Genomic DNA, 22,023 nt, shown 5'->3' with positions numbered 1-22,023 from the left:
AGGTCTAGGTCCTGGCCGACGACGCGTCGTCTCCGTACGCCGTCGATCCGCCGTCGGGGCTCCATGCGGTGGCGTACGGCATCAGGTCCTTGATGGGGACGCCGGCGATGCCGTGCGCCGTGGGAAGGATGACGCGGATCTCCGGGTGGTAGTCGAGGAGCACCTGGCGGTCCTTGCCGCAGGGGCCGATGACGCCCCGGCCCCTGTTTCCCACGGCGACGATGGTGGTGAGCCGGTGGGCGCCGGAGGCGCGTGCGTTGCCCAGCGCGACCAGCTCGGCGCAGGGGCCGCCGGTGAAGTGGTAGACGTTGATGCCGATGTGCGTGCTGCCGTCGGCGGCACGGACCGCGGCGCCCACGGTGTGGATGCCGTCCTCACCGTCGGTGTTCGCGTCGACGACGGCGCGGGCGAGGTCGATGAGTTCCTGGTCGGCGGCGGTGAGGGCTCGGTGCGGGATGTTCATGCCCGCAGGCTACGGAGACCCGGGGCGACGGGTGAACCGCATTTGCCCGGCCTGTGGTGCGCAGGCACCAGGACATGGGAGCGGCTGGTCCGGGCGCACCAGGCGAAGACGGCGGCGGGGAACGATGCCCGGCGGGACGCCACAGGGAAGCGTTGGAGGCACCTGAATCCAACGATGAAGAGGGCGGCGTCCATGTCCGCAGTTGTGGTTGCTCCGGTCCGTATCGGGAGGCTGTCGATCGGTGCCCTCGGCATCCTGGCGCTGGCCCTCGGCACCTTGCAGTCAGTGGTGGAGCCCGCGCTCCCGCTGCTGCAACGTGAGCTGGGGGTCAGTCCGTCCGAAGGGGCGTTGATCGGCAACACGTTACTCGTCACGGGCGCGGTCATCGCACCCGTGGCGGGCAAGCTCGGCGACCGCTACGGCGGTAAGCGGGTCCTTGTCTGGCTGATGGCCGTGGTCTCGGCCGGTGGTCTGTTGGCCGCCCTGGCGCCGAACCTGCCGGTGCTGTTGCTGGGGCAGGTGTTGCAGGGCGTCATGGTGGGCGCACTGCCCCTCTCCTTCATCCTGGTGCGCAAACACCTCCCCGCACGAGAGTCACAGGTGGCGCTCGGCCTGGTCATGGCGCTGTTCACGGGTGGCGGCATGGTGGGAACGCTGTTCGCCGGGCCGCTCGCGGAAGGGCTGTCCTGGCATTGGATGTTCGGGCTGCCGACGATCGCGATCATCGCGACGACGTTGGTCGTGATGCGGCTGATGCCGCATGATCCGCCGATCCAGTCGGACAGCAGGATCGACTGGCCTGGCATGGTGCTGCTGAGCGGCACGTTGCTCGCGTTCATGATCGGGTTCGTGCGGGTGACGGGCGACGGCCTGCCGCCCTTCGGGGTCGGTGCCGTCGCGGTGGTCGTGGTCGCGCTCGCGACCGGATGGGTCGTCGTCGAGCGCCGGGCGGTCTCGCCGATGGTCGATCTGCGCATGCTGGCGAAGCCCGCCATGTGGCATTCATGCGTGCTCACCCTGGTCATCACCGCCAGTTTCGGGATGGTGGCCTTCTTGCTCCCGCAGCTGTTCGCGTTGCCGGCCGACGGGCACGGCTTCGGGCTCAGCACCACCGACATCGGGCTGTTCCTGCTGCCCGGTGCCATCGCCGGGGCGGTCAGCGACTCGGTCGGCGGGGTCGCGGCGCGGCGTCTCGGTCTGCGTACCGTGCTCGTCGTGGGCGCCGTCGTCACGACGGCCACGACGATCGCCCTGGCGTCGATGCACTCCGCGGAATGGCAGCTGGTCCTCGCGAAGGTGCTCACCGCGATCGCCGCGGGCGTCGCTGCCACGGCGTTGCTCACTCGCGCGGCCACCGCCGTCGAGACCAGGGACACCGGCATCGCCACCAGCCTGCTTGTGGTGACCCGCGTGATCGGTGTCGCCCTGGGCGCCCAGGTCGGCGCCGCGATCCTCGACGCCGGGGCCGACCCGGCGACGGGCCTGCCGACCGAATCGGCCTTCACCACAGGTTTCGTCACAGCCGGCCTGATCGCCGCACTGTCACTGCTCGTTGTCCGTATGACGAAGGAAAAGGGAGCCCAGGCATGACATCTACTACCGGTACTACCGGTCTTTCGATGGACGTCCGTACTACCGCGAAGCGCAAAGTCCTGATTTCCGGCGCCAGCATCTCCGGCCCCGCCCTCGCCTACTGGCTGCACCGGTCCGGATTCGCGGTCACAGTAGTGGAGAAGGCAGGCGCGCTGCGCGGGGGCGGCTACCCGATCGACGTACGCGGTACGGCGATTGAGGTGGTCCGGCGGATGGGGATACTGCCGCGACTGCGCGACGCGCACATCGACTCGCGTCGCTGCACCTTCCTCAACGCCGATGGCAGCGAGGTGGCCTCGGTCGCCCCGAGCGCCGTCGCCGGCAGTGTCGAGGGCCAGGACGTCGAGGTACGTCGTGGGGACCTGGCCACGGCCCTGTACGAGATAGTCCGCGACGACGTGGAATTCCTCTTCGACGACTCGATAGAAACCCTCGACCAGTCCGATCAAGGCGTCGTCGACGTTACGTTCCACAGCGGCCAACAGCGCACTTTCGACCTGGTAATCGGCGCCGACGGCATGCACTCACACACCCGGGAGTCCCTGTTCGGCCCCGAGGAACAGTTCCACTGCTACCTCGGCTACTGCTTCGCCATCTTCACGATGCCGAACACCTTCGGGCTCTCCCGCGAACTCATGATGTGGAACACCCCGGGGAAAGCCGCGGCCCTCTACGCCGTCGGCGACAGCGACGAGCTCCACGCCTTCCTGAACTTCCACCAACCCGAACCGCCGTCCGACGCCCTCCGCGACCCCGACGCCCAACGCGACCTGGTCGCCACGGTCTTCGCAGACGCGGGATGGAAGGTCCCCGACATGCTCAACGCCATGCGCGAAGCGGACGACCTGTTCTTCGACACGGCCGCTCAGATCCGCATGCCCCACTGGTCGAGCGGCCGCGTCGCCCTCGTCGGCGACGCCGCGTACGCACCGTCGTTCCTCACCGGCCAAGGCTCAAGCCTCGCCCTGACCGGCGCGTACATGCTCGCCCACGCCCTGGCCACGCATCGCGACCACACCACGGCCTTCGCCGCCTACGAACGCGACGTCCGCGAGTTCGTCACCATGAACCAGGCACTGGTCGACAACGGCGGGGCCACGCTCTTCCCCACCACGGTGCGGGCCCTGGAGCAACGCAACATGATGCTGCGCGACCTGGTCACCATGCCCGCTGCGCCGGCACGACCGGCCCACTCGGCGCTTACGCTGCCCGAATGGCTCTGAGGGTGATGAGCGGCTCTGGTTCACTTCTTGGGCTCTGTCGCTGAACTGGGGGTAGCGGCTGCCAGTCGGCTCTAGGAATCACCTCTGCGTGGAGGGCGCTCTATGTGTCGCTGATCTCCTGGTTCCGGTACGGATGTTGAGGACCATCATCGCGAGGTGGATCGTGACCTCAGAGCGGTGCAGGTGTCGCTCGCAATAGCGGGCGAGTCTGCGGTGGTGCATGAGCCAGCCGATGCCCCGCTCGATGGTCCGGCGTCGCGCGATCACCCTGAACCCTCGGATCCCGGGCGGGCGTTGGACCTGCTGGACGTTCATGCCCAGGCGGGCGCCGTGAATTGGTGGCGGCGGTGCGGCAGCCGGAGTCCACCCAGGCCTTCGTGACGCGCGAGTGGACTGGGGCGCCGGACAGTCCCTAACACTCCAGCCGTAGATCGTGATCATGGATAAGGAGACTGCTCGCCAGTAGCCTGCCTGCGTGGCTGAGATCTGGAGCGAAGAGCAGCTGATCGCGGACGGCTTCGAGCGTGTGTACGCCGAGTCGGAGTGGTACGACGGACCGTGGGCCGGCCTTGCTGACATCGACGGGAAGCCTCACTACTTCGAGATGCACGTCTACGACCACAGCCATGAAGTCGATGAGTACCAGGTCTGGCCCGCAAGCGAGGCGGTGGCGGAGCTGGAGCGCGAGCAGTGGGCGATCTACGCCAGGTGGTATGAGCGCCGTGAGGCGGGCGAGGTCGGACAGGAGAGCCATCCGGGCCACGGCGGGGTCGACGCCCGCTATGACGAGCTGGAGCTGCTGTTGGCGCCGCACCGCTTGGCGCCGGACGGCGCCCGTCGGCTCGTGTGTGAGCTGCGGTTCGTTGCCGGTGTCGACGTTCGCTACCGAGTCGAGGGGCCCGACTACTGGCTTCGGTGGCGTCCGAGGCCGCCGTTGATCATGGGGTGTTGTGTGGACAACCGATGATCACGCGGCGGCCTCGGACGCCGGCGTAGTGCCTGCCCACTGGCAGGAGGCATTCGAAGGACTGATGAGCCGGATCGCCGACCGGTTCTCCCGAGTTGAACCCCGTCGCCGGGTGCGGCGGTTGGTCTCCGGGCTGCTGTCGAACCTGCCGAGGAAGAACTGGAGGAAGAACTGCTGGACCCTGGCCGAGCACGCGGGCGATGCCACTCCGGACGGCATGCAGCACCTGCTCCACCGGGCGAAATGGGACGCCGACGCGATTCGTGACGACAGACGACATACGCGCCTACGTGGTCGAGTACTTGCGCGACCCCGATGCGGTGCTCGTGGTCGACGAGACGGGCGATTTGAAGGAGGGCACCGCGACCGTCGGCGTCCAGCGTCAGTACACCGGCACGGCCGGCCGAGTCGAGAACGCCCAGGTCGCCGTTTATCTCGTTACTCCGCCGCCCGCGGACACGCCGCCATCGACCGAGCCCTGTATGTGCCGCACTCGTGGACCGAGGCACCGGACCGCTGCCGGAGCGCGGGCATCCCCGACGGCATTGACCGAGGCCAGACTGTTCGGGGCGACGCCGCCGAAGGCTAACTTGGCCGGAGCTGGGCCGCCAGAGACCCACCTGGCCGGGGCAACGCTGCCGAGGGCCCGCCTGCATCAAGTTGATCTGTCGAACACTCGTGGTCTCATGCCCGGGCAAGCAGCGCCTGCAGCTCTCTGGTTCTGCTTCGGTCGTCCACGCTGACCAGCCCGGGCCGACAGCCGATAATCAGCACCATGGCCCCCGGATCGCCGACTGCACCGGTCCCCAACGCCGCCGAGGTCCTGCGCACGCGGTATACCAAGCGGTTGCCCGCGCGCCTGGCGGACCTTACGGGCCCCACGCAGGGCACCGTCGGCCTGCCGCTGCACGTGGCCTGGTCCGGCCGGCGCTCCTTCGACATGGACCGTCCCCGGGCCCGGATGGGCCTGTACCGCACGGTCCTGGCCGAGGGGCAGCGCGAGGAACTGGAGACCTTCCTCAACCGGGACCTGCTGATCGGCCAGTGGCCGGTGCTGCGGACCCTGATCAGTAGCGTGATCCGCGATGTGTGGGAAGACGCCTTCGCCGAGCTGGCCGCGGCACGCGTGAGCGCCGCGTGAACCTAACCGGCCTGCGTCGTCGGCTCCTAGCCGGCGTCCTGACCATCGGTACGCCCTAACCTCTGGTCATCACCGGTGGCCATACCGTCCAGGCTCACGGCCTGGTCTACCGGCTGAGCCAGTACCTCGACGCTCCTTGCCCGGCAGCGCGGGCAGGGGGCGCTCGACGTCGTGGGTGTGGCTCGCGCCTGGCCGATCAGGCAGGGCGAGCCCGATATCTGTTGTGCGAGGGGGCCTGGGGGTGTCGTACCGTAGACAAGTTCCTGCGCCGGAGGCTTCGGCGGCAGCGACCGGACTTCCTGTTCCTTCTGTGTTGCTCTTGAGGTGACTTCGTATTCCCCAGGCCATGTAGCCGTCCGCATTACCCCCACGTGCCGAGTCTTCGCACGTGTCCGGGGGCGGACGTCGCGCTGGCCTGAGTTGCGTCACCCACCCCCGCAGTTTCCTGTCTTTCCCGGGTGCAGCTCTGCCGTCTGCCCCGGGTTCCGTGTCTTCCGGCCCCGGCGCCGTTGTCGGCAGGGCTCCCGATTCCTTTGGACCAGGAGTCCCCACCAGTGTCTTCCCCCGCGCTTGGCAACGAGCCGCAGCACACCGCCGAAATCCCAGTTCTCACCCCGTCGGGCCGGCCGCCGAAGATGGCCCTGGCCGGCCGGATCGCCCTCGTGGTGCTCCTGGTCGCCGAGCTCATGGACATCCTTGACCAGTCGGTCGTCCTCACCGCTCTACCCGCGATCCAGTCGTCGACCGGCGCCGGACCGGCCGCGACGCAGTGGCTGACCGCCGGATACTCCCTGATGGTCGCCGTCGGGCTGATCACCGGCGGACGCCTCGGCGACATCCGCGGCCGACGCAAGATCCTCCTCATCGGCACCGTCGTGTTCACCGCGGCCTCGCTGCTGTGCGGCCTTGCCACCGGCCCCGGCGTACTTATCGGCGCCCGCGTGCTCCAGGGCGTGGGAGTGGCGCTGATGATCCCGCAGGTCCTGGCGACCCTCCACGTCACCTTCGAGGGTGAGAACCGCAGCCGGGCCTTTGGCCTCTACGGGGCCATCCTGTCGCTCGCCAACGTCCTGGGGCCCGTCCTGGGCGGCCTGCTCACCGAGGCCGACCTGTTCGGACTGTCCTGGCGGCCGATCTTCCTGATCAACGTGCCCGTCGGCCTCGCCGTGATCATCCTGGGACGCAGGTTCATCCCCGAGTCGACCGCGCAGAAGGCCGACCGGCTCGACCTGACCGGCATGCTGGTGTCCGCACTGGCCATCGTCCTGATCCTCTTCCCGCTCACCGAGGGCCACACCCACCACTGGCCGCTGTGGTGCTTCGCCATGCTCGCCGCCGGCCTTCTCGTGCTGGGCGTCTTCCTGCGCCATCAGCAGCGAAAGCAGGACAACGGCCCGCTCGTGACGCTGTCCCTCTTCCGGAGGCGACAGTTCACTGGAGGGCTGTCCGCACAGCTGATGCTCGGCCTGCTGTGCGGACTGTTCTTCATGACCTGGACGCTCTACCTCCAGCGCGGCCTGGGCATGAGCCCCTTTCACGCGGCCGTGGCCTTCGTGCTGCTCGCCCTCGGTGAGCTTGCCGGTGCGACGGTCGCGGCTAGGAGTGCCGGGCGCTTCGGTCGCCGCTTGCCCCAGGCCGGAGCCCTGATCGCGCTCGTCTCGATGGTCGCCTACGGACTCCAGATCAGCAGTCAGGCCGACCTGACCCTCCTCGCGATGACCGCCCCGGTGGTACTGATCGGCTTCGGCCTCGGCATGGTCGGCGGGCCGTTGGCCGACATGTCACTCGCCAAGGTTCCGCACGAGAACGCCGGTTCCGCCTCGGGCCTGTTCAACACCGCCATGCACCTGGGCATCTCCCTGGGAACCGCGCTGACCGCCCTCGTGTTCTTCGCCGCTACCAGCGGCTCACACGACGACGGACTCAATCGCGACGCGTTCACCAACGTGCTCTGGTGGGTCGGTGGCACCCTCGCTGTGATGTGGGCGCTGATGTTCTGCCTGCCCAGGCAAGCGAACAGCCAGGGCGACTGACCGGGGTAGCGAAGGCCCAGCAACGGGGTGTGCGCGGCCAGCCGCCTGGAGCCGCCGAAGGCCCCCGGTATCGGGGACTACGACAGGCGGTCGGTGCCGCCCTCGGGGGCGGCCTGGGCCAAGCCCGTCCGGTAGGCGATCACGACGAGTTGAGCCCTGTCGCGGGCCTCCAGCTTCGTCATGGCGCGCTGTACGTGGGCGCGGACGGTGAAGGGGCTGAGGAACATCTGCTCGGCGATTTCCTGGTTGGACAGGCCGGTTGCGACCAGGGCCACCATCTCCCGTTCGCGCGGGGTCAGCGCGGCGAGCTGTTCGGGGTGGCGTGCTGGAGCGTCGTTCGGTGTGGCCAGGAAACGGGAGACCAGGGAGCGGGTCGCGGCGGGAGACAGCAGCGTGTCGCCCGCCGCGATCGTGCGTACGGCGTCCAGCAGGTCCTCGGCCCCGATGCCCTTGCCGATGAAGCCGCCCGCTCCCGCGCGCAGCGCCTGGGCGACGTACTCGTCGGTCTCGTACGTGGTGAGGATCAGGATGCGGCTGGCGCTCAGGTCCGGGTCCGCGCAGATCTCCGATGTGGCGGTGAGGCCGTCGACCTCGGGCATACGGATGTCCATGATCACGACGTCCGGGCGCAACTGCCGGGTGAGTCTCACCGCCTCCCTGCCGTCGGCGGCCTCGCCGACCACGGTGATGTCGTCGGCGGAGTCGAGCAGCAGGCGGAAGGCCCCGCGCAGCAGGGCCTGGTCGTCGGCGAGCAGTACGCGGAGTGTCATGGCGTGTCCCCGGCCCCTGTGTCGCCGCCTCGGCGAGCCGTCCGTCCGTCGGCTGTCGCTTCGTCGACCATCCGTCCCCGCTGGGTAGTTGTTGCTCCGTCGGCCATCCGTCCCTCAGTGGTTGTTGCCTCGTCGGCCATCCGGCCCTCGGTGGTCGTTGCTCCGTCAGCCATCTTCCCCTCGACAGTTGTTGCTCCGTCAGTCGTCCGCGTCGTGTCCTTGGCGGGCGGGAGGGGCAGTTGGGCGGAGACGAGGAAGCCGCCCTCCGGGCGCCTGCCTGCGGAGAGGTGTCCTCCGAGCGCGGTGGCACGTTCGCGCATCCCGATCAGACCGTAGCCGGGCGGGCGGTCCGCCGCCGTACGGGCGCCCGCGCCCCTTCCGTCGTCCGCGACGGTGAGGGTCACGTGATCGCGGTCCCAGACGAGGCGTACCCGGGCGCTGCCGGTACCCGCGTGTTTGGTCACGTTGGTCAGGGCCTCCTGGACGATGCGGTACGCAGTGAGGTCGACCCCGGGCGGCAGCGGCCTGGCCGTGCCTTCCTCGTGCACCGACACCTCCAGGCCCGCGCGGCGGAAGGACGTCAGGAGCGTGGGGAGGCGGGACAGGCCGGGCGCCGGTTCGGCGGGCGCGGCCGTGTCCCCGGACTCGGTGTCCTCGGACTGGCGCAGCAGACCGACCGTCGCCCGCAGATCGTCGAGCGCGTCGCTGGTGGTCTCGACAAGTTCCTTGAGGCTCTTGCGGGTCTGCTCCGGGCGGGTGTCGAAGAGGTGGGCGGCGACCGTGGCCTGCGCGTTGGCCAGGGTGATCTGATGGGCCACCAGGTCGTGCAGTTCCCGGGCGATGCGCACCCGTTCCTCGGCCACTCTCCGGCGCGCCTCGCTGTCCCGGCTCTCCTCTGCGCGCTGGGCCCGCTCCTCCACGGCGGCCAGGTATGCCCGCCGGTTCTGCGCCGAGCGACCGAGTACGCCGGCCACCAGCGGGAACGCCGCCACCGCCCCCACCCTGCTCGCGTCCTTCCACGAGAGGGCGCCGAACAGGGGGGTGGCGGCGAGCAGCAGCACCACGGAGATGGACAACACCGCGCTCGCCGCGCGCCGTTCGTTGCGCACGGTGCGTGCGTAGGAGTAGGCGGTGATCACGGCGGGGGCCACGATGAGCGGGCTCAGCAGGAGGCCCAGCGGCGGAACCAGCACACCGCACGCGGCCGTGACCGCCATGACGGCCAGGGGTGCCCGGTGCCGCAGCGGCAGCACGGCACTGGACACCACGGCGATGAAGTAGGCGGCTACGGACGGCGGTGACAGCGGGCCGTCGTCGTCGCGCAGCACGCCGCCGAGCAGGCAGAGCGCGAACGCCGTCGCCGTGACCGCGCCCTCACGCCACCACGTGCCGCGTGATCGCGGGCCACCGCCGTCCGTGTGCGTCATGACCGGCTCAGTACCGGTGCCGGCCGACGGGGAGCGGCTGCGCCGCCGCGTCCGGCACGGCCGCGGGGGCCGGGACATGCCTGCTCAGTTTCTCGCCCTCGATGTCCACGTTCGGCAGCACACGGTTCAGGATACGGGGCAGCCACCAGGCCCGGTGGCCGAGCAGGGCGAGTACCGCGGGCACGATCGCCATCCGCACCACGAAGGCGTCGAAGGCGACGGCGGCGGCCAGGCCGACGCCCATCGTCTGAATGGTCGGGTTGCTCATCCCGATGAATCCGGCGAACACGCTGACCATGATGATCGCCGCGGCAGCCACCACGCGTCCGCTGTGCCGGAACCCGTTGACGATGGCCTCGCCGGGGGACGCGCCATGGACGTACGCCTCCCGCATCCGGGTGAGGAGGAAGACCTCGTAGTCCATGGCAAGGCCGAACACGATCCCGATGACGAGGATCGGCATCAGCGACATGACAGGGCCGGTCTGCTCGATGCCCAGCAGGTCCGCCGCCCAGCCCCACTGGAAGACGGCGACCAGGACGCCGAAGGCGGCACCCACCGACAGCAGGAAGCCGAGCGCGGCCTTGATGGGGACGAGGATCGAGCGGAAGACCACCATCAGCAGGAGCACGGCCAGGCCGATGACCACGGTCAGGTAGGGGATGAGGGCGTCGGACATGGCTTCGGAGATGTCGATGTTCATCGCGGTCTTGCCGGTCACCAGGACGCCGGCGCCCGTGTCGGCCTCGACGCCGGAGACCGCGCCCCGGATCGCCTGCACCAGGTCCTTGGTCTCGCCGCTGTTCGGCGCGGTCTTCGGTACGGCGGTGAGGACGGCCGTGTCCTTGGTCTTGCTGAGCGCCGGATCACCGACCGACGCGATCCCGTCCACGCCCCGTACGGTCTTGACGACGAGGTCCGTGGCGGCCCGGGTGTCCGTGGCCTCCGATGTGTCCACGACCACGGTCAACGGGCCGTTGAAGCCGGGGCCGAAGCCGTCCGACAGCAGGTCGTAGGCGCGGCGCTGGGTGGTCTCCACCGACTTGGACTCGTCTCCGGGCAGCCCGAGTTCGAGGCTCAGCGCCGGCAGGGCGACGGCGCCGAGGCCGAGTCCGGCGACCAGCAGGACGGCCACGGGACGGCGCAGCACGAACCGCGCCCAGCGGGTGCCGAGACCGGGCCGCTCGGCGGTGGTCGCGCGCTCGTTTCCCGGCCGGGTGGCCTTGCGTGCGGTACGGGACAGCACTCGTCGGCCGAAGAAGCCGAACAGCGCGGGGACCAGGGTCAGTGCGACGAGTACGGCGAGGGCCACGGCGCCCGCGCCGCCCAGGCCCATCTTGGTGAGTTCGGGGATGCCGACGACCCCGAGGCCGACCAGGGCGATGAAGACGGTCGCGCCGGCGAAGACGACGGCGGATCCGGCCGTGCCCACCGCCCGCCCTGCGGCTTCCTCCGGCTCGCTGCCCTGGGCTCGCTCGTCGCGGAAGCGTGAGGTGATGAAGAGCGCGTAGTCGATGCCGACGGCGAGGCCCAGCATCAGCGCCAGGATGGCGACGGTGTCCGTCAGGCCCAGCGGCACGGCAAGCGCGGAGACCAGGCCGAAGGCGATGGCCACGCCCACGAAGGCGGTGAGGAGTGACAGTCCGGCCGCGACCAGCGACCCGAGGGTGAGGACGAGCACCACGGCCGCCACCACCACGCCGATGATCTCCGTCGTGCCGCCCGGTGCCTCTTCCGCTTCCAGGGCCGAGCCGCCGATCTCCACGGTCAGGCCCGTGTCCCGGGCCTTGCTCGCGGCGTCCTCGAGGGCGCTCTTCGTCGACTCGGTCAGGTCGACGGAGTCTTCGGTGTAGGTGATGGTGGAGTAGGCGATGCTGCCGTCCTTGCTGACAGCGCCGGTCTTGTACGGGTCGGTGGCCGACGCGACCTGGTCGCCGCCGTCCAGCGAGCCGAGCGTGTCCTTGACGGCCTCCTTGTTCTCCCTGGCCGTCATCCGCTGCCCGTCCGGGGCCTGGAACACCAAACGGGCCTCGGCGCCCTGGGAGTTGCTCTCGGGGAACCGCTCGTCCAGCAGGTCGAACGCCTTCTGCGACTCGGTGCCGGGCATGGAGAGGTCCTCTTCCTCCGCGGCCGGCGCCACAGCAGCGGCGGCGACGGCCAGCAGCAGGGCACCCAGCCACAGACCACCCACGAGCCGCCGCCGCCGGAAGGCCCACCGTCCGATCCGGTAAAGAAAAGTCGCCACCTGATGATCACTCCAGACACCGCTAGGCAAGGGGAATGCGCGAGATTTACGCGCCTCCTACGCTTCCCTGCGGCGCCCCGCCGGGCATCGTCTCCCGCCGCCGTCTTCACCTGGTGCGGCGGGATCAGCCGCTCACGTGTCCTGGTGCGTGCGCACTAGGAGCCCCTACAGCCCGCCCGTGGCCGGCTCGGTGGCGTAGCGGCTCATCGCCAGGAGGTTCGCCTCTCGGGTCAGCCCCTGGCCGTCGGCGATCATGTCCTGCAGGTCCCGGAAGTACTGCACGTACAGGTCCGGCGTGAACGTGCTGAGCATGACGGCCGGTTGGTCGGTCGTGTTGGCGAAGGTGTGCGGGGCACCGTTCGGGACCATGACGAACGTGCCCGTGCTCGCGTCGTAGTCCTTGTCTCCGATCGTGAACCGCACCGTGCCGGAGAGGACGTAGAAACCCTCGTCGTGCTGGGCGTGCCGGTGCTGCGGCGGTCCCGGCGTGTGCGGCGCGAGCACGGACTCGGCGAGCCCGAGGCGGTGGCCGGTGTTGCTGCCGTCTTCGAGTACGCGCATGCGGGTGGTGCCCAGGACGATGGTTTCGCCGTCGTCCGGGCCGACCACCGACACGACGGGATCGGTGGTCGGCTCACTGACGGCCTTCGACTCGCTGGTCTTCGGTGCGTTCGACTTCGGTGCGTTCTTCTTCGGTGCGTTCTTCTTCGGTTCGTTCGTCATACTTCGATTTCACGTTCAGGGCGCCTCAACTGTCCAAGACCCGTTCCGCGTTCCCGATACCGTGCGGGTATCGTCGCAGCATGGAGCTACGTACGATGCGCTACTTCGTGGCGGTCGCCGAGGAACTCCACTTCGGCCGGGCCGCCACCCGGCTGCACATGAGTCAACCGCCGCTGAGCCGGGCGATCAAGCAGTTGGAGACCGAGGTCGGGGCCGCCCTGTTCGAGCGGTCGTCCGCCGGTGTCACGCTCACCGCGGTGGGTGCGGTGCTGCTCGACGAGGCGCGCGCCCTGCTCGCCCAGGCCGACCGGGTCCGCGTACGCGTGGCCGCCGCGGCCGGCGCCGCGACCCTCACCGTCGGCATCCTGGGCGACAGCGCCGACCCGGGCGCGACCCGGCTGGCCAGGGCGTACCACCGCCGGCATCCGCGCGTCGAGGTCCGCGTCCGCGAGACCGACCTGCCCGATCCCACCTGTGGCCTGCACGCGGGCCTCGTCGATGTCGCCCTGACCCGAGGGCCGTTCGACGAGACAGGCCTGAGCGTGCGCGAGCTGCGGGTCGACCCGGTGGGGGCGCTGCTGCGCGCCGACGATCCGCTGGCCCGCCGCAGCGGACTGAAATTGGCCGACCTGGCAGACCGCCGCTGGTTCCGGTTCCCGGAAGGCACCGACCCTCGGTGGCAGGCGTATTGGAACGGCGGCGCACTCCGCGACGGACCGGTGGTGCGCGCCGTCCAGGAGTGCCAGCAGGCCGTTCTCTGGAACGGCACGGTCGGCATGACTCTGCAGCACCACGAACCGGCGGAGGGGCTCACGGTGGTGCCGCTCATCGACATGCCGCCGAGCCGCGTGCTGGCGGCATGGAACGAGGGCGACACGAATCCGTTGATCCGCTCGTTCGTCCAGATCGCGACCGCCGCGTACCGCGAGGTGTCGGCAGGCACTCCGTGAGGGAAGGAAGTCCGGCGTGACTGAATCCGGCTGTGCGCGCGTGCCCGACGTCCGTACGAAGTGCGGGATGGTCCGCGGACGGTGGGAAGGCGGGGTGGCGGTCTTCCGGGGAATCCCGTACGCGCGGCCGCCGGTCGGCTCGCTTCGGCTGGCGGCGCCGGTGTCCGCGCTGCCGTGGGAGGGGACGCGACCCGCCGATGCCTTCGGTGAGTCTCCCCCGCAGTCCCAGGCATTCGGGCCCATGGGAGGGCCCGAGAGCGTGGCGGGGTCCGGGGACTGGCTCACGGTGAACGTCTGGACGCCCGATCCGGGTCGGGAGCTGCTGCCCGTGCTCGTGTGGATCTACGGCGGGGTCTACCTGTTCGGCACCAGCGCCGGCCCGACCTTCGACGGTACGGCACTGGCCCGGCGCGGCACTGTGGTCGTCACCTTCAACTACCGCCTGGGAGCGGAAGGTTACGGTCACTTCGAGGGCGCGGTGCCCAACCGCGCGCTGCTCGACCAGGTGGCCGCGCTCCAGTGGGTACGGGACAACATCGCGGCCTTCGGAGGCGACCCGGACCGAGTAACGGTCTTCGGGGAGTCGGCGGGTGCGGGCGCGATCGCCGCGCTGCTCGCCATGCCCCGCGCGTCCGGGCTCTTCCACCGGGCGGTGGCGCAGAGCGTGCCGGGACCCTTCTACAGCACCGCGCTGGCGGCGGACATCGGCACCGCCGTCGCGGCCGAGCTGGCATCGCCGCCCACGTCGGCCGGGATGGCCGCGGCGACCCCCGAGGCGCTGCGGGACGCGGCCGACGCCGTACTGCACAAGATGGCTCAGCACGAGGCCCGTTGGGGGCAGGCGGCACGCGCGCACATGCCGTTCGCGCCCGTGGTCGACGGTGAGGTGCTCCCCCGCCCTCCCTGGGAAGCGCTCCGGGCGGGGCAGAGTGCCGAGGTAGATCTGATGGTCGGTCATACCCGTGACGAGACGCGGTTGTTCACCGTGCTGTCGGGCCAACTCGGCCTGGTGTCCGAGGAAGAGGCTGCGGACGCCTTGGCATGGTTCGCTCCCGGGGAGGCCGGTCGGCGTGCCTATCGCGCGGGGCAGGCAGCGGGTGACCCGACCACGCTGCGGGACCTGGTGATGTCGGACTGGGTGTTCCGGATGCCCAGCCTCCATCTGGCCCAGGCGCATGCCGAGGGCGGCGGCACCACGTACGCGTACGAACTCACCTGGGAGGCGACGGGGCTGGGAGGCGTCCTCGGCGCCTGCCACGGGCTCGATGTGCCGCTTGTCTTCGGCACGCTGCACGACGGGATCGCGACGCTGCTCCTGGGCGAGGGACCGTCGGACGAGGCCGTCGCGCTCTCGGCCGAGATGGGGGCCGCGTGGGCGGCGTTCGCCGCGACCGGTGACCCGGGCTGGGCCCCGTACCGGGTGGAGGAGCGGCTGACCCGCGTCTTCGGCGCGGAGTCGCACACGGCTCCGTATCCGGAGGAGGCGTCCCGTCTGATCTGGGCGGACCATGATTTCGCCGTGCTGGATGTGGCTCCGGCGGCGGACTGACAGGGTGCAGCACGCGAGTTGCGTGACTGCAGCCGGCCGGTAGGGCCGGTCGGCTGCAGGGGTCACGTCTGTCGGCTCTGGAACAGGGCGACCAGAGACGGGCGGGATCCGCCTAGCGGACTACGTTGGTGACTTGGCCGGCGCCGACGGTGCGGCCGCCTTCGCGGATGGTGAAGCGCAGGCCCTCCTCCATGGCGACCGGCTGGATCAGCGAGACGTTCATGGTGGCGTTGTCGCCCGGCATGACCATCTCGGTGCCCTCCTGGAGGGTGACGACTCCGGTGACGTCCGTGGTGCGGAAGTAGAACTGGGGGCGGTAGTTGTTGAAGAACGGGGTGTGCCGGCCGCCCTCGTCCTTCGACAGGATGTAGGCCGTGGCTTCGAACTCGGTGTGCGGGGTGACCGATCCGGGCTTGATGATGCACTGGCCGCGTTCGACGTCCTCGCGCTTGATGCCGCGGAGGAGCAGGCCCACGTTCTCGCCTGCCTGGCCCTCGTCGAGCAGCTTGCGGAACATCTCGATGCCGGTGACCGTGGTGGTGGTCTTCTCGGTCTTGATGCCGATGATGTCGACGGTCTCGTTGACCTTGAGGACGCCGCGCTCGATCCGGCCGGTGACGACGGTGCCGCGGCCGGTGATCGTGAAGACGTCCTCGATCGGCATGAGGAACGGCTGGTCGACGTCACGCTTCGGCTGCGGGACGTTCTCGTCCACGGCCTTCATCAGCGCGACGACGGTCTTGGTCCACTCCGGGTCGCCCTCAAGTGCCTTGAGCGCGGAGACCTTGACGACCGGCAGATCGTCGCCCGGGAACTCGTACTCGGAGAGGAGCTCACGGACCTCGAGCTCCACGAGCTCCATGATTTCTTCGTCGTCCACCATGTCGGCCTTGTTCAGGGCGACAACGATGTACGGAACGCCGGACTGGCGGGCCAGGAGCACGTGCTCCTTGGTCTGCGGCATCGGGCCGTCGGTGGCGGCGACCACGAGGATCGCGCCGTCCATCTGCGCGGCACCGGTGATCATGTTCTTGATGTAGTCCGCGTGACCGGGACAGTCCACGTGGGCGTAGTGACGGGCGGCGGTCTGGTACTCGACGTGCGCGATCGAGATCGTGATACCGCGCTGACGCTCCTCCGGCGCCTTGTCGATGTCCTCGAACGGCGTGAACGGGTTCAGGTCCGGGAACTCGTCGTGCAGCACCTTGGTGATCGCCGCGGTAAGCGTGGTCTTGCCATGGTCGACGTGCCCGATCGTGCCGATGTTCACGTGCGGCTTGGTCCGCTCGAACTTCGCCTTCGCCATGTGTCGTCTCCTCGCGCCTGGGCGGGCCGCGTGGTGGGGTACCCGCCTGGCCCTGCTCTCCGATGGGTTCAGTGCACGAGTGCGGTCCCGCTCGGCGCCGAACCACCCCACACAGCCCACGACCGACGGTAACCACACTCGCACAATTGGTGATCATAGGGCTGCCGCTGCCGGGCGTACACGGGATGGCCCGCCCGATACGAGGTCGCCCTCCCGACTGAGCGCGAAGAGGCCGACTGAAGTGCACAGGGGCCCGACAAAAAAAGTTTCGCCGGTGATGTCGAGAACCCGTGACCGGCTCCGTCCCCGCAGTGAAAGCAGCCACAATGGGCCGCACCAGCACCAAGGAGAACACCATGGCCAAGTACCTGCTCCTGAAGCACTACCGCGGCGCCCCGGCGGCGGTCAACAACGCCCCCATGGACCAGTGGACGCCGGAGGAGATCTCGGCTCACATGCAGTACATGCAGGACTTCGCGGACCGGCTGGAGAAGACGGGCGAGTACGTCGACGGTCAGGCGCTCGCCCCCGAGGGGACGTGGGTCCGCTACGACGGCGAGGGGCGCCCGCCGGTCACCGACGGCCCGTTCGCCGAGACCAAGGACCTCATCGCCGGCTGGATGGTGATCGACGTCGACAGCTACGAGCGCGCCGTCGAACTGGCCGGGGAGCTGTCGGCCGCCCCCGGAGCGGGCGGCAAGCCGATCCACGAGTGGCTGGAGCTGCGCCCGTTCTACGGTGTGTCGCCCACCATCACGGAGTAACACCAGTGGCCCTTGAACGGAGTGACATCAGTGGCCCTTGAAGTGAACGAGGCCCTGCTCCGGAGCCTCACGCCGAACGTGCTCAGCATCCTCGTCCGCCGCGGAGCCGACTTCGCGGCGGCCGAGGACGCCGTACAGGAAGCCCTCATCGAGGCGGTCCGCGGCTGGTCGACCGACCAGCCGCGGGATCCGAAGGGCTGGCTGGTCACGGTCGCCTGGCGCAAGTTCCTCGACGCGACGCGGGCGGACACCGCCCGCCGCCGCCGTGAGGACCTCGTCGACGAGGAACCGGCTCCCGGTCCCGCGCCCGAGGTGGACGACACCCTCCAGCTCTACTTCCTGTGCGCCCACCCCTCGCTGACGCCGTCGTCCGCGGTCGCGCTCACACTGCGCGCCGTGGGCGGGCTCACCACCCGCCAGATCGCCCAGGCTTACCTGGTGCCCGAGGCGACCATGGCGCAGCGCATCAGCCGGGCCAAGCGGACCGTGTCCGACGTGCGGTTCGACAAGCCCGGCGACGTCGCCACCGTGCTGCGCGTCCTCTACCTGGTCTTCAACGAGGGCTACTCCGGCGACGTCGACCTCGCTGCCGAGGCCATCCGGCTCACCCGGCAGCTCGCGGCCGCGATCGACCACCCCGAGGTGGCGGGCCTGCTCGCCCTCATGCTGCTCCACCACGCCCGGCGCGCGGCCCGGACCGCGCCCGACGGCAGCCTGGTGCCGCTCGCCGAGCAGGACCGCGGCCGCTGGGACACCGCCTCGATCGCCGAGGGCGTCGGGATCCTGCAGGCGGCCCTCGCCCGCGACCGGCTCGGCGAGTTCCAGGCGCAGGCCGCCATCGCGGCGCTCCACGCGGACGCGCCCGCCGCCGAGGAGACCGACTGGGTACAAATCGTCGAGTGGTACGACGAGTTGGTACGCCTCACCGACAGCCCGGTCGTCCGGCTCAACCGCGCCGTGGCCGTCGGGGAGGCCGACGGACCGCGCGCCGGCCTGGCGGCGCTCGCGGAGCTCGACGGCTCCTCCCCCGGCTCTGCGAACGGGGGACATCCCGTGCCCCGCCGCGCCGCGGTCGCGGCATACCTCCACGAGCGCGACGGCGACCTGACGACGGCCGCGCGGCTGTACGCCGAGGCGGCCCAGCAGGCACCCAACCTCGCCGAGCGCGACCATCTGACGCGCCAGGCGGCGCGGCTCAACGCAGGCCGGGGCCGCTGACGGTCACGCCCAGGCGGCGGGCCAACGGCCAACCAGGCCTGCCTGGCCCCTGCCTGCGCGTCGACCGGACCGGCGTACGGCTGATCGCGAGCCGCTGCGTCAGCTGTTCTGGGCCCGGTCGTACACCTTCTTCGCCGTGCCCTTGAACACCTCACCCTGCATCTCGGTCGGGGTCATGGAGTCCAGCGCGCTGTTGACCGAGACCAGGACGCCCTTGCCGGTGGTGGCGTTGAAGTCGGCCAGCCAGGGGCCGCCGCTGGAGCCGCCGGTCATGTCGCAGGAAATGGCCTGCGCACCGTCCTGCTTCTTCTTCGCCTTGCCCTTGCAGCGCAGGAGTTCCTCGCCGAGCTGGGGGCGGGTGGCGGAATAGCCGAAGGCGGAGATGGTGTCGCCGACGGGGCGGTTGAAGGCGACGGCCTGGCCGCCCACGGCGTCCGTGAGCTTCTTGCCGTTCTTCTTGTTGGCGTCGACGACGAGGGTGGCCATGTCGTCGGTGGAGTCCGTCTCCCAGGTGCGCGGGGTGGCGGCGGAGCGGACGGCGAACGCGCCGTAGGGCTGCTTGCCCTTGTGGTAGGCGGGCACGAACACCATGTCGAAGTTGGTGTTGAAGGGAGAAGAACCTCGGCGCACGCAGTGGGCGGCGGTCATCACGGCGGACTTGTTGGCGCTCTTCACGGCGGTGGCGGTGCACCAGGTGTCGGCGCCGCCGGCGTTGACGAAGAAGAGCCGCCCCACGGTCTTCGGCGTGGTGCCGCGCCACGGCTTGGCCTTGGGTCCGGTGGGGCCGAGGTCGACGGACTTGCCGACGGCCTTGATTCTGGCGGGAGTCCAGTAGGCGAGGGCGTCCTTGCGTTCCTTGGCGGTGAACTTCAGCACGGAGACCGGGTCGGCCGGGGCGGCGGAGGCCTGGCCGACCGTGGCCGGGGCGGCCAGGGCGAGAACCGTGCCGGTCACGGCGAGTCCCGTGACCCGGCCACGACGACGCCGGGTCACGGAAGGGGAGGTCTCAGGCATGGCGGAAGTCTCCTCGGGCTGATGCGAGTGGCGGACCGGGACTGTCGGTCCGCCGTGCAAGAGCGGGGAAGGCGACTGTTTGGTTGTCGCTGTCGATGATCTGTGACACAAGTCTTGATCGACATTGATCGATACGATGCCCGGGTGACGGCAATTCTCATTACGGGCATGTCGGGTACGGGGAAATCGACCGCGCTGGACGGGCTGGAGCAGCGGGGCTTTCGCGTGGTGGACACCGACGTCGGGGGGTGGATCCATGACGTCCCGCTGCCGGACGGTATCGGCACGGAACCGCTCTGGCGTGAGGACCGGATCGACGCGCTGCTCACCGAACACGAGCGTTCGGGCGAGCCGTTGTTCCTCGCGGGCACGGTGCTGAACCAGGTCGACTTCTCTCCCCGCTTCGACGAGATCGTCCTGCTCAGCGCACCCTTGGAGGTCATGCTCGAACGCATCGCCAGCCGCGACACCAACCCCTTCGGGAAGACCGCCGAGGAACGCGCCCGGATCGAGGCGGACACCGCCGAGGTAGAGCCCCTGCTCCGCTCATCGGCCACGGTGGAGATCGACACGCGCAAGCCGATCGCCGAGGTGGTGGACCAACTGGAGGCCCTGGCACGTACCCCGCGCTCCAAACGCCCTCGGACACCCGGGAACTGAGCACCGACCCATCCCCCGGCGGCGCAGGAGCGATGACTTCCGCCGGCCTCGGCGGTCTACCTCCACAACGACGCGCACACCGACGCGGCGCCGATGCCACCAAGGAGCAGACCATCATGGCCGAGGTAGAGACCCGCGAGCTGACCGTGCCCGGGGCGACCCTGCGATACGACATCCGCAGCGCCCCGACCGGCGACACACCGGACGAGAACATCCTGTTCCTGGTCGGCTCACCGATGGACGCCGTCGGGTTCACCACGCTGGCGTCGTACTTCACCGACCGGACCGTCGTCACCTACGACCCGCGCGGTACGGCCCGCAGCCAACGCCACGACGGGGCGGCCCAGTCGACGCCCGAGGAGCACGCCGACGATCTGCGGCACGTCATCGAGGCCCTCGACGCCGGGGCGGTGGACGTGTTCGCGAGCAGTGGTGGCGCTGTCAACGCACTCGCCCTGGTGGAACGGCACGGCGATCTCGTACGTACGCTCGTCGCTCACGAACCACCGGCGGCGCAGGTCCTCCCGGACCGGGAAGCCGCGCTCGCTGTGATCGCGGACATCCACGCCACCTATCTGCGCGACGGGATGGGCCCGGCGATGGCGAAGTTCATCGCGGTGTCCGGCCGGAAGGGCCTCTTCCCCGCGGACTGGGCGGACGAGCCCGCGCCCGACCCCGCCGCCTTCGGACTGCCGACCCAGGACGACGGCTCACGCGACGACCCGCTCCTCGGCCAGAACCTGCTGACCTGCACCGGCCACCAGCCCGACTTCACCGCGCTGCAGAGCGCGCCCACGCGCATCGTCATCGCGGTCGGCCAGGAGTCCGAGGGCGAGTTGGCCGCCCGTGCCGCGACGCGGATCGCCGAGCGGCTCGGCCTCGCACCGGCGGTGTTCCCCAGCCACCACGGCGGATTCCTCGGCGGCGAGTACGGCCAGCACGGAGCCCCCGAGGCCTTCGCCAAGGCTCTGCGTCACACGCTGGAAGACAGCAACTGACCGCCGCGCGCTCGGCCAGGAGCGCGCCGGGCCTGCCTGGCGCGCTCCTGGCCCCGGCCGGCCCTAGTCCGCCTCTGACGGCCAGTTCTGCCGCCAGAGCCCGCGTCCCACGATGTGCTGCAACTCCCGTACGAATTCGCGGCGCGCCTGCTCCGACATGTGGCCGCGCACCACGAGCCAGGTGAACCGTCCCTGGCTCTCCACCGGGACCACGGCCCTGCCGCCCGGCAGCCAGTCGACGAACTCCATGTCGAACTCCGCACGCGGCTCACTCAACTCGCCCAACTCGTCGAACTCGTCGCATCGCTGCGCGTCGTCTGCCATCCCAGCCCCTCACGGCCACATTCGTCACCGCCACACGGCACAGACCGTGAGCGGTGGGATCCGGCTGCGCCCCCCAGGCGGCGGATCACCGACTGTGCCACACCGCCCACTTCGGCGGCCAGAGCGAATCGCTGCGTACGCGCGCCCCGCACTACCCCGTCGCACCCTCACTCCGCGCACGCCTGCGGGCGAACGTCTCCGCGATGTCCGCCAGTTGCCGGCGCTCGGCGTCCGACATCTCCTCGATGTGCGCGGCGAGCACCCGCGTCGTACGGTCCTCGCTCCATACGTACGACGTCATGCCGAGGAACTGCGCCGCCGCGGCCTCCTGGAGCACGCGCAGCGGAAGCCCGAGACCCGCCGCCAACGCGCGCAGCAATGCAGGGGGCGGGGCGTCGACCCCCCGTCCCTTCTCCACCTTGGAGATCCATCCGAACCGGGCCTGCTCACCGGTCTCCGGGTCCACGGACCGCGCCTCCAACTCCCGGAGGCTGATGCCCAGTTCGGCCCGGCGCTCGCGCACGAGGTCGTTGAAGTCCGTCCGCTCATGCTCGCCCATGAGGCTCATCCTGCCTGCTTGTCGGCCTGCCCATGCCTACGCCACAAACCGCGGATACGCCATCCCTCACAAACCATGAGGCGAATCCACCAAAGC

20 protein-coding genes and 1 pseudogene are annotated in these 22,023 nt (G+C 70.0%); 12 read left to right on the top strand and 9 right to left on the bottom strand.

Annotation, left to right across the window (positions count from 1 at the left end; translation table 11 throughout):
• Positions 1-4: 4 nt before the first annotated feature.
• Entirely contained in the window at positions 5-463 is a 459-nt protein-coding gene (locus tag IEY91_RS31020) for a cytidine deaminase family protein (protein ID WP_189176498.1), read from the bottom strand.
• A gap of 192 nt (positions 464-655) precedes the next feature.
• On the opposite strand from IEY91_RS31020, the gene IEY91_RS31015 reads away from it, so the two are divergent.
• From IEY91_RS31015 to IEY91_RS30985, 6 genes and pseudogenes are all read left to right on the top strand, one after another.
• Complete coding sequence (locus IEY91_RS31015) at positions 656-2,053, top strand: MFS transporter (protein WP_189176497.1); 1,398 nt, start codon at positions 656-658, stop codon at positions 2,051-2,053.
• A 29-nt stretch (positions 2,054-2,082) separates the two neighbouring features.
• Positions 2,083-3,279 (top strand): FAD-dependent monooxygenase, encoded by a 1,197-nt coding sequence (locus IEY91_RS31010; protein ID WP_373288059.1) that lies wholly within the window; start codon positions 2,083-2,085, stop codon positions 3,277-3,279.
• 475 nt (positions 3,280-3,754) lie between these two features.
• On the top strand, positions 3,755-4,246 hold the full coding sequence (locus IEY91_RS31000; RefSeq protein ID WP_189176494.1) for a hypothetical protein: 492 nt from the start codon (positions 3,755-3,757) through the stop codon (positions 4,244-4,246).
• 64 nt (positions 4,247-4,310) lie between these two features.
• Positions 4,311-4,796: pseudogene (locus tag IEY91_RS30995) on the top strand (IS701 family transposase); the annotation flags it as partial.
• Positions 4,797-5,021: 225 nt separating this feature from the next.
• Positions 5,022-5,387 (top strand): hypothetical protein, encoded by a 366-nt coding sequence (locus tag IEY91_RS30990; protein WP_189176493.1) that lies wholly within the window; start codon positions 5,022-5,024, stop codon positions 5,385-5,387.
• A 554-nt stretch (positions 5,388-5,941) separates the two neighbouring features.
• Positions 5,942-7,420: an MFS transporter gene (locus tag IEY91_RS30985; protein WP_189176492.1), complete on the top strand. Its 1,479-nt coding sequence runs from the start codon at positions 5,942-5,944 to the stop codon at positions 7,418-7,420.
• 77 nt (positions 7,421-7,497) lie between these two features.
• Here the strand turns inward: IEY91_RS30985 and IEY91_RS30980 are convergent, their stop codons facing one another.
• The 4 genes from IEY91_RS30980 to IEY91_RS30965 form a co-directional block, all read right to left on the bottom strand.
• On the bottom strand, positions 7,498-8,190 hold the full coding sequence (locus IEY91_RS30980; RefSeq protein WP_189176491.1) for a response regulator transcription factor: 693 nt from the start codon (positions 8,188-8,190) through the stop codon (positions 7,498-7,500).
• Positions 8,187-9,617, bottom strand: a complete 1,431-nt coding sequence (locus IEY91_RS30975; protein ID WP_189176490.1) for a sensor histidine kinase — start codon at positions 9,615-9,617, stop codon at positions 8,187-8,189. Before IEY91_RS30975 ends, IEY91_RS30980 begins: the two co-directional genes overlap by 4 nt.
• A gap of 7 nt (positions 9,618-9,624) precedes the next feature.
• Positions 9,625-11,862 (bottom strand): MMPL family transporter, encoded by a 2,238-nt coding sequence (locus tag IEY91_RS30970; protein WP_189176489.1) that lies wholly within the window; start codon positions 11,860-11,862, stop codon positions 9,625-9,627.
• A 165-nt stretch (positions 11,863-12,027) separates the two neighbouring features.
• Complete coding sequence (locus IEY91_RS30965) at positions 12,028-12,585, bottom strand: cupin domain-containing protein (protein ID WP_189176488.1); 558 nt, start codon at positions 12,583-12,585, stop codon at positions 12,028-12,030.
• A gap of 80 nt (positions 12,586-12,665) precedes the next feature.
• Here IEY91_RS30965 and IEY91_RS30960 point away from each other — a divergent pair, with 80 nt between their 5' ends.
• Both IEY91_RS30960 and IEY91_RS30955 read left to right on the top strand, forming a co-directional pair.
• A complete protein-coding gene (locus IEY91_RS30960) occupies positions 12,666-13,535 on the top strand; it encodes a LysR family transcriptional regulator (protein WP_189176487.1) in 870 nt (289 codons plus the stop codon).
• A 16-nt stretch (positions 13,536-13,551) separates the two neighbouring features.
• A complete protein-coding gene (locus tag IEY91_RS30955; protein WP_268240933.1) occupies positions 13,552-15,084 on the top strand; it encodes a carboxylesterase/lipase family protein in 1,533 nt (510 codons plus the stop codon).
• Between the two features lie 112 nt (positions 15,085-15,196).
• Here the strand turns inward: IEY91_RS30955 and tuf are convergent, their stop codons facing one another.
• Positions 15,197-16,390, bottom strand: a complete 1,194-nt coding sequence (tuf, locus tag IEY91_RS30950) for an elongation factor Tu (protein ID WP_189176486.1) — start codon at positions 16,388-16,390, stop codon at positions 15,197-15,199.
• Between the two features lie 356 nt (positions 16,391-16,746).
• On the opposite strand from tuf, the gene IEY91_RS30945 reads away from it, so the two are divergent.
• Both IEY91_RS30945 and IEY91_RS30940 read left to right on the top strand, forming a co-directional pair.
• Complete coding sequence (locus IEY91_RS30945; RefSeq protein WP_164328846.1) at positions 16,747-17,154, top strand: YciI family protein; 408 nt, start codon at positions 16,747-16,749, stop codon at positions 17,152-17,154.
• A gap of 42 nt (positions 17,155-17,196) precedes the next feature.
• The gene (locus IEY91_RS30940; RefSeq protein WP_189176615.1) at positions 17,197-18,372 is read left to right on the top strand and encodes an RNA polymerase sigma factor; all 1,176 of its coding nucleotides are present in this window, start codon (positions 17,197-17,199) and stop codon (positions 18,370-18,372) included.
• Between the two features lie 99 nt (positions 18,373-18,471).
• Here the strand turns inward: IEY91_RS30940 and IEY91_RS30935 are convergent, their stop codons facing one another.
• Positions 18,472-19,386: a trypsin-like serine peptidase gene (locus tag IEY91_RS30935; protein ID WP_189176485.1), complete on the bottom strand. Its 915-nt coding sequence runs from the start codon at positions 19,384-19,386 to the stop codon at positions 18,472-18,474.
• Positions 19,387-19,500: 114 nt separating this feature from the next.
• Between IEY91_RS30935 and IEY91_RS30930 the strand changes: the two genes are divergently transcribed.
• A complete protein-coding gene (locus IEY91_RS30930; RefSeq protein ID WP_229697328.1) occupies positions 19,501-20,046 on the top strand; it encodes an AAA family ATPase in 546 nt (181 codons plus the stop codon).
• Between the two features lie 116 nt (positions 20,047-20,162).
• The gene (locus IEY91_RS30925; RefSeq protein WP_189176484.1) at positions 20,163-21,044 is read left to right on the top strand and encodes an alpha/beta fold hydrolase; all 882 of its coding nucleotides are present in this window, start codon (positions 20,163-20,165) and stop codon (positions 21,042-21,044) included.
• Between the two features lie 63 nt (positions 21,045-21,107).
• On the opposite strand, the gene IEY91_RS30920 is transcribed toward IEY91_RS30925, so the two are convergent.
• Together IEY91_RS30920 and IEY91_RS30915 are read right to left on the bottom strand one after the other, a co-directional pair.
• Complete coding sequence (locus IEY91_RS30920) at positions 21,108-21,368, bottom strand: hypothetical protein (RefSeq protein ID WP_189176483.1); 261 nt, start codon at positions 21,366-21,368, stop codon at positions 21,108-21,110.
• Positions 21,369-21,519: 151 nt separating this feature from the next.
• Positions 21,520-21,927 (bottom strand): XRE family transcriptional regulator, encoded by a 408-nt coding sequence (locus IEY91_RS30915; protein WP_229697327.1) that lies wholly within the window; start codon positions 21,925-21,927, stop codon positions 21,520-21,522.
• Between the last annotated feature and the right edge of the window lie 96 nt (positions 21,928-22,023).

Origin of the sequence: Streptomyces lasiicapitis (assembly GCF_014646335.1) — a bacterium.
Taxonomy (GTDB): Bacteria; Actinomycetota; Actinomycetes; order Streptomycetales; family Streptomycetaceae; genus Streptomyces; species Streptomyces lasiicapitis.
This window is presented reverse-complemented; position numbering and strand designations above follow the sequence as displayed.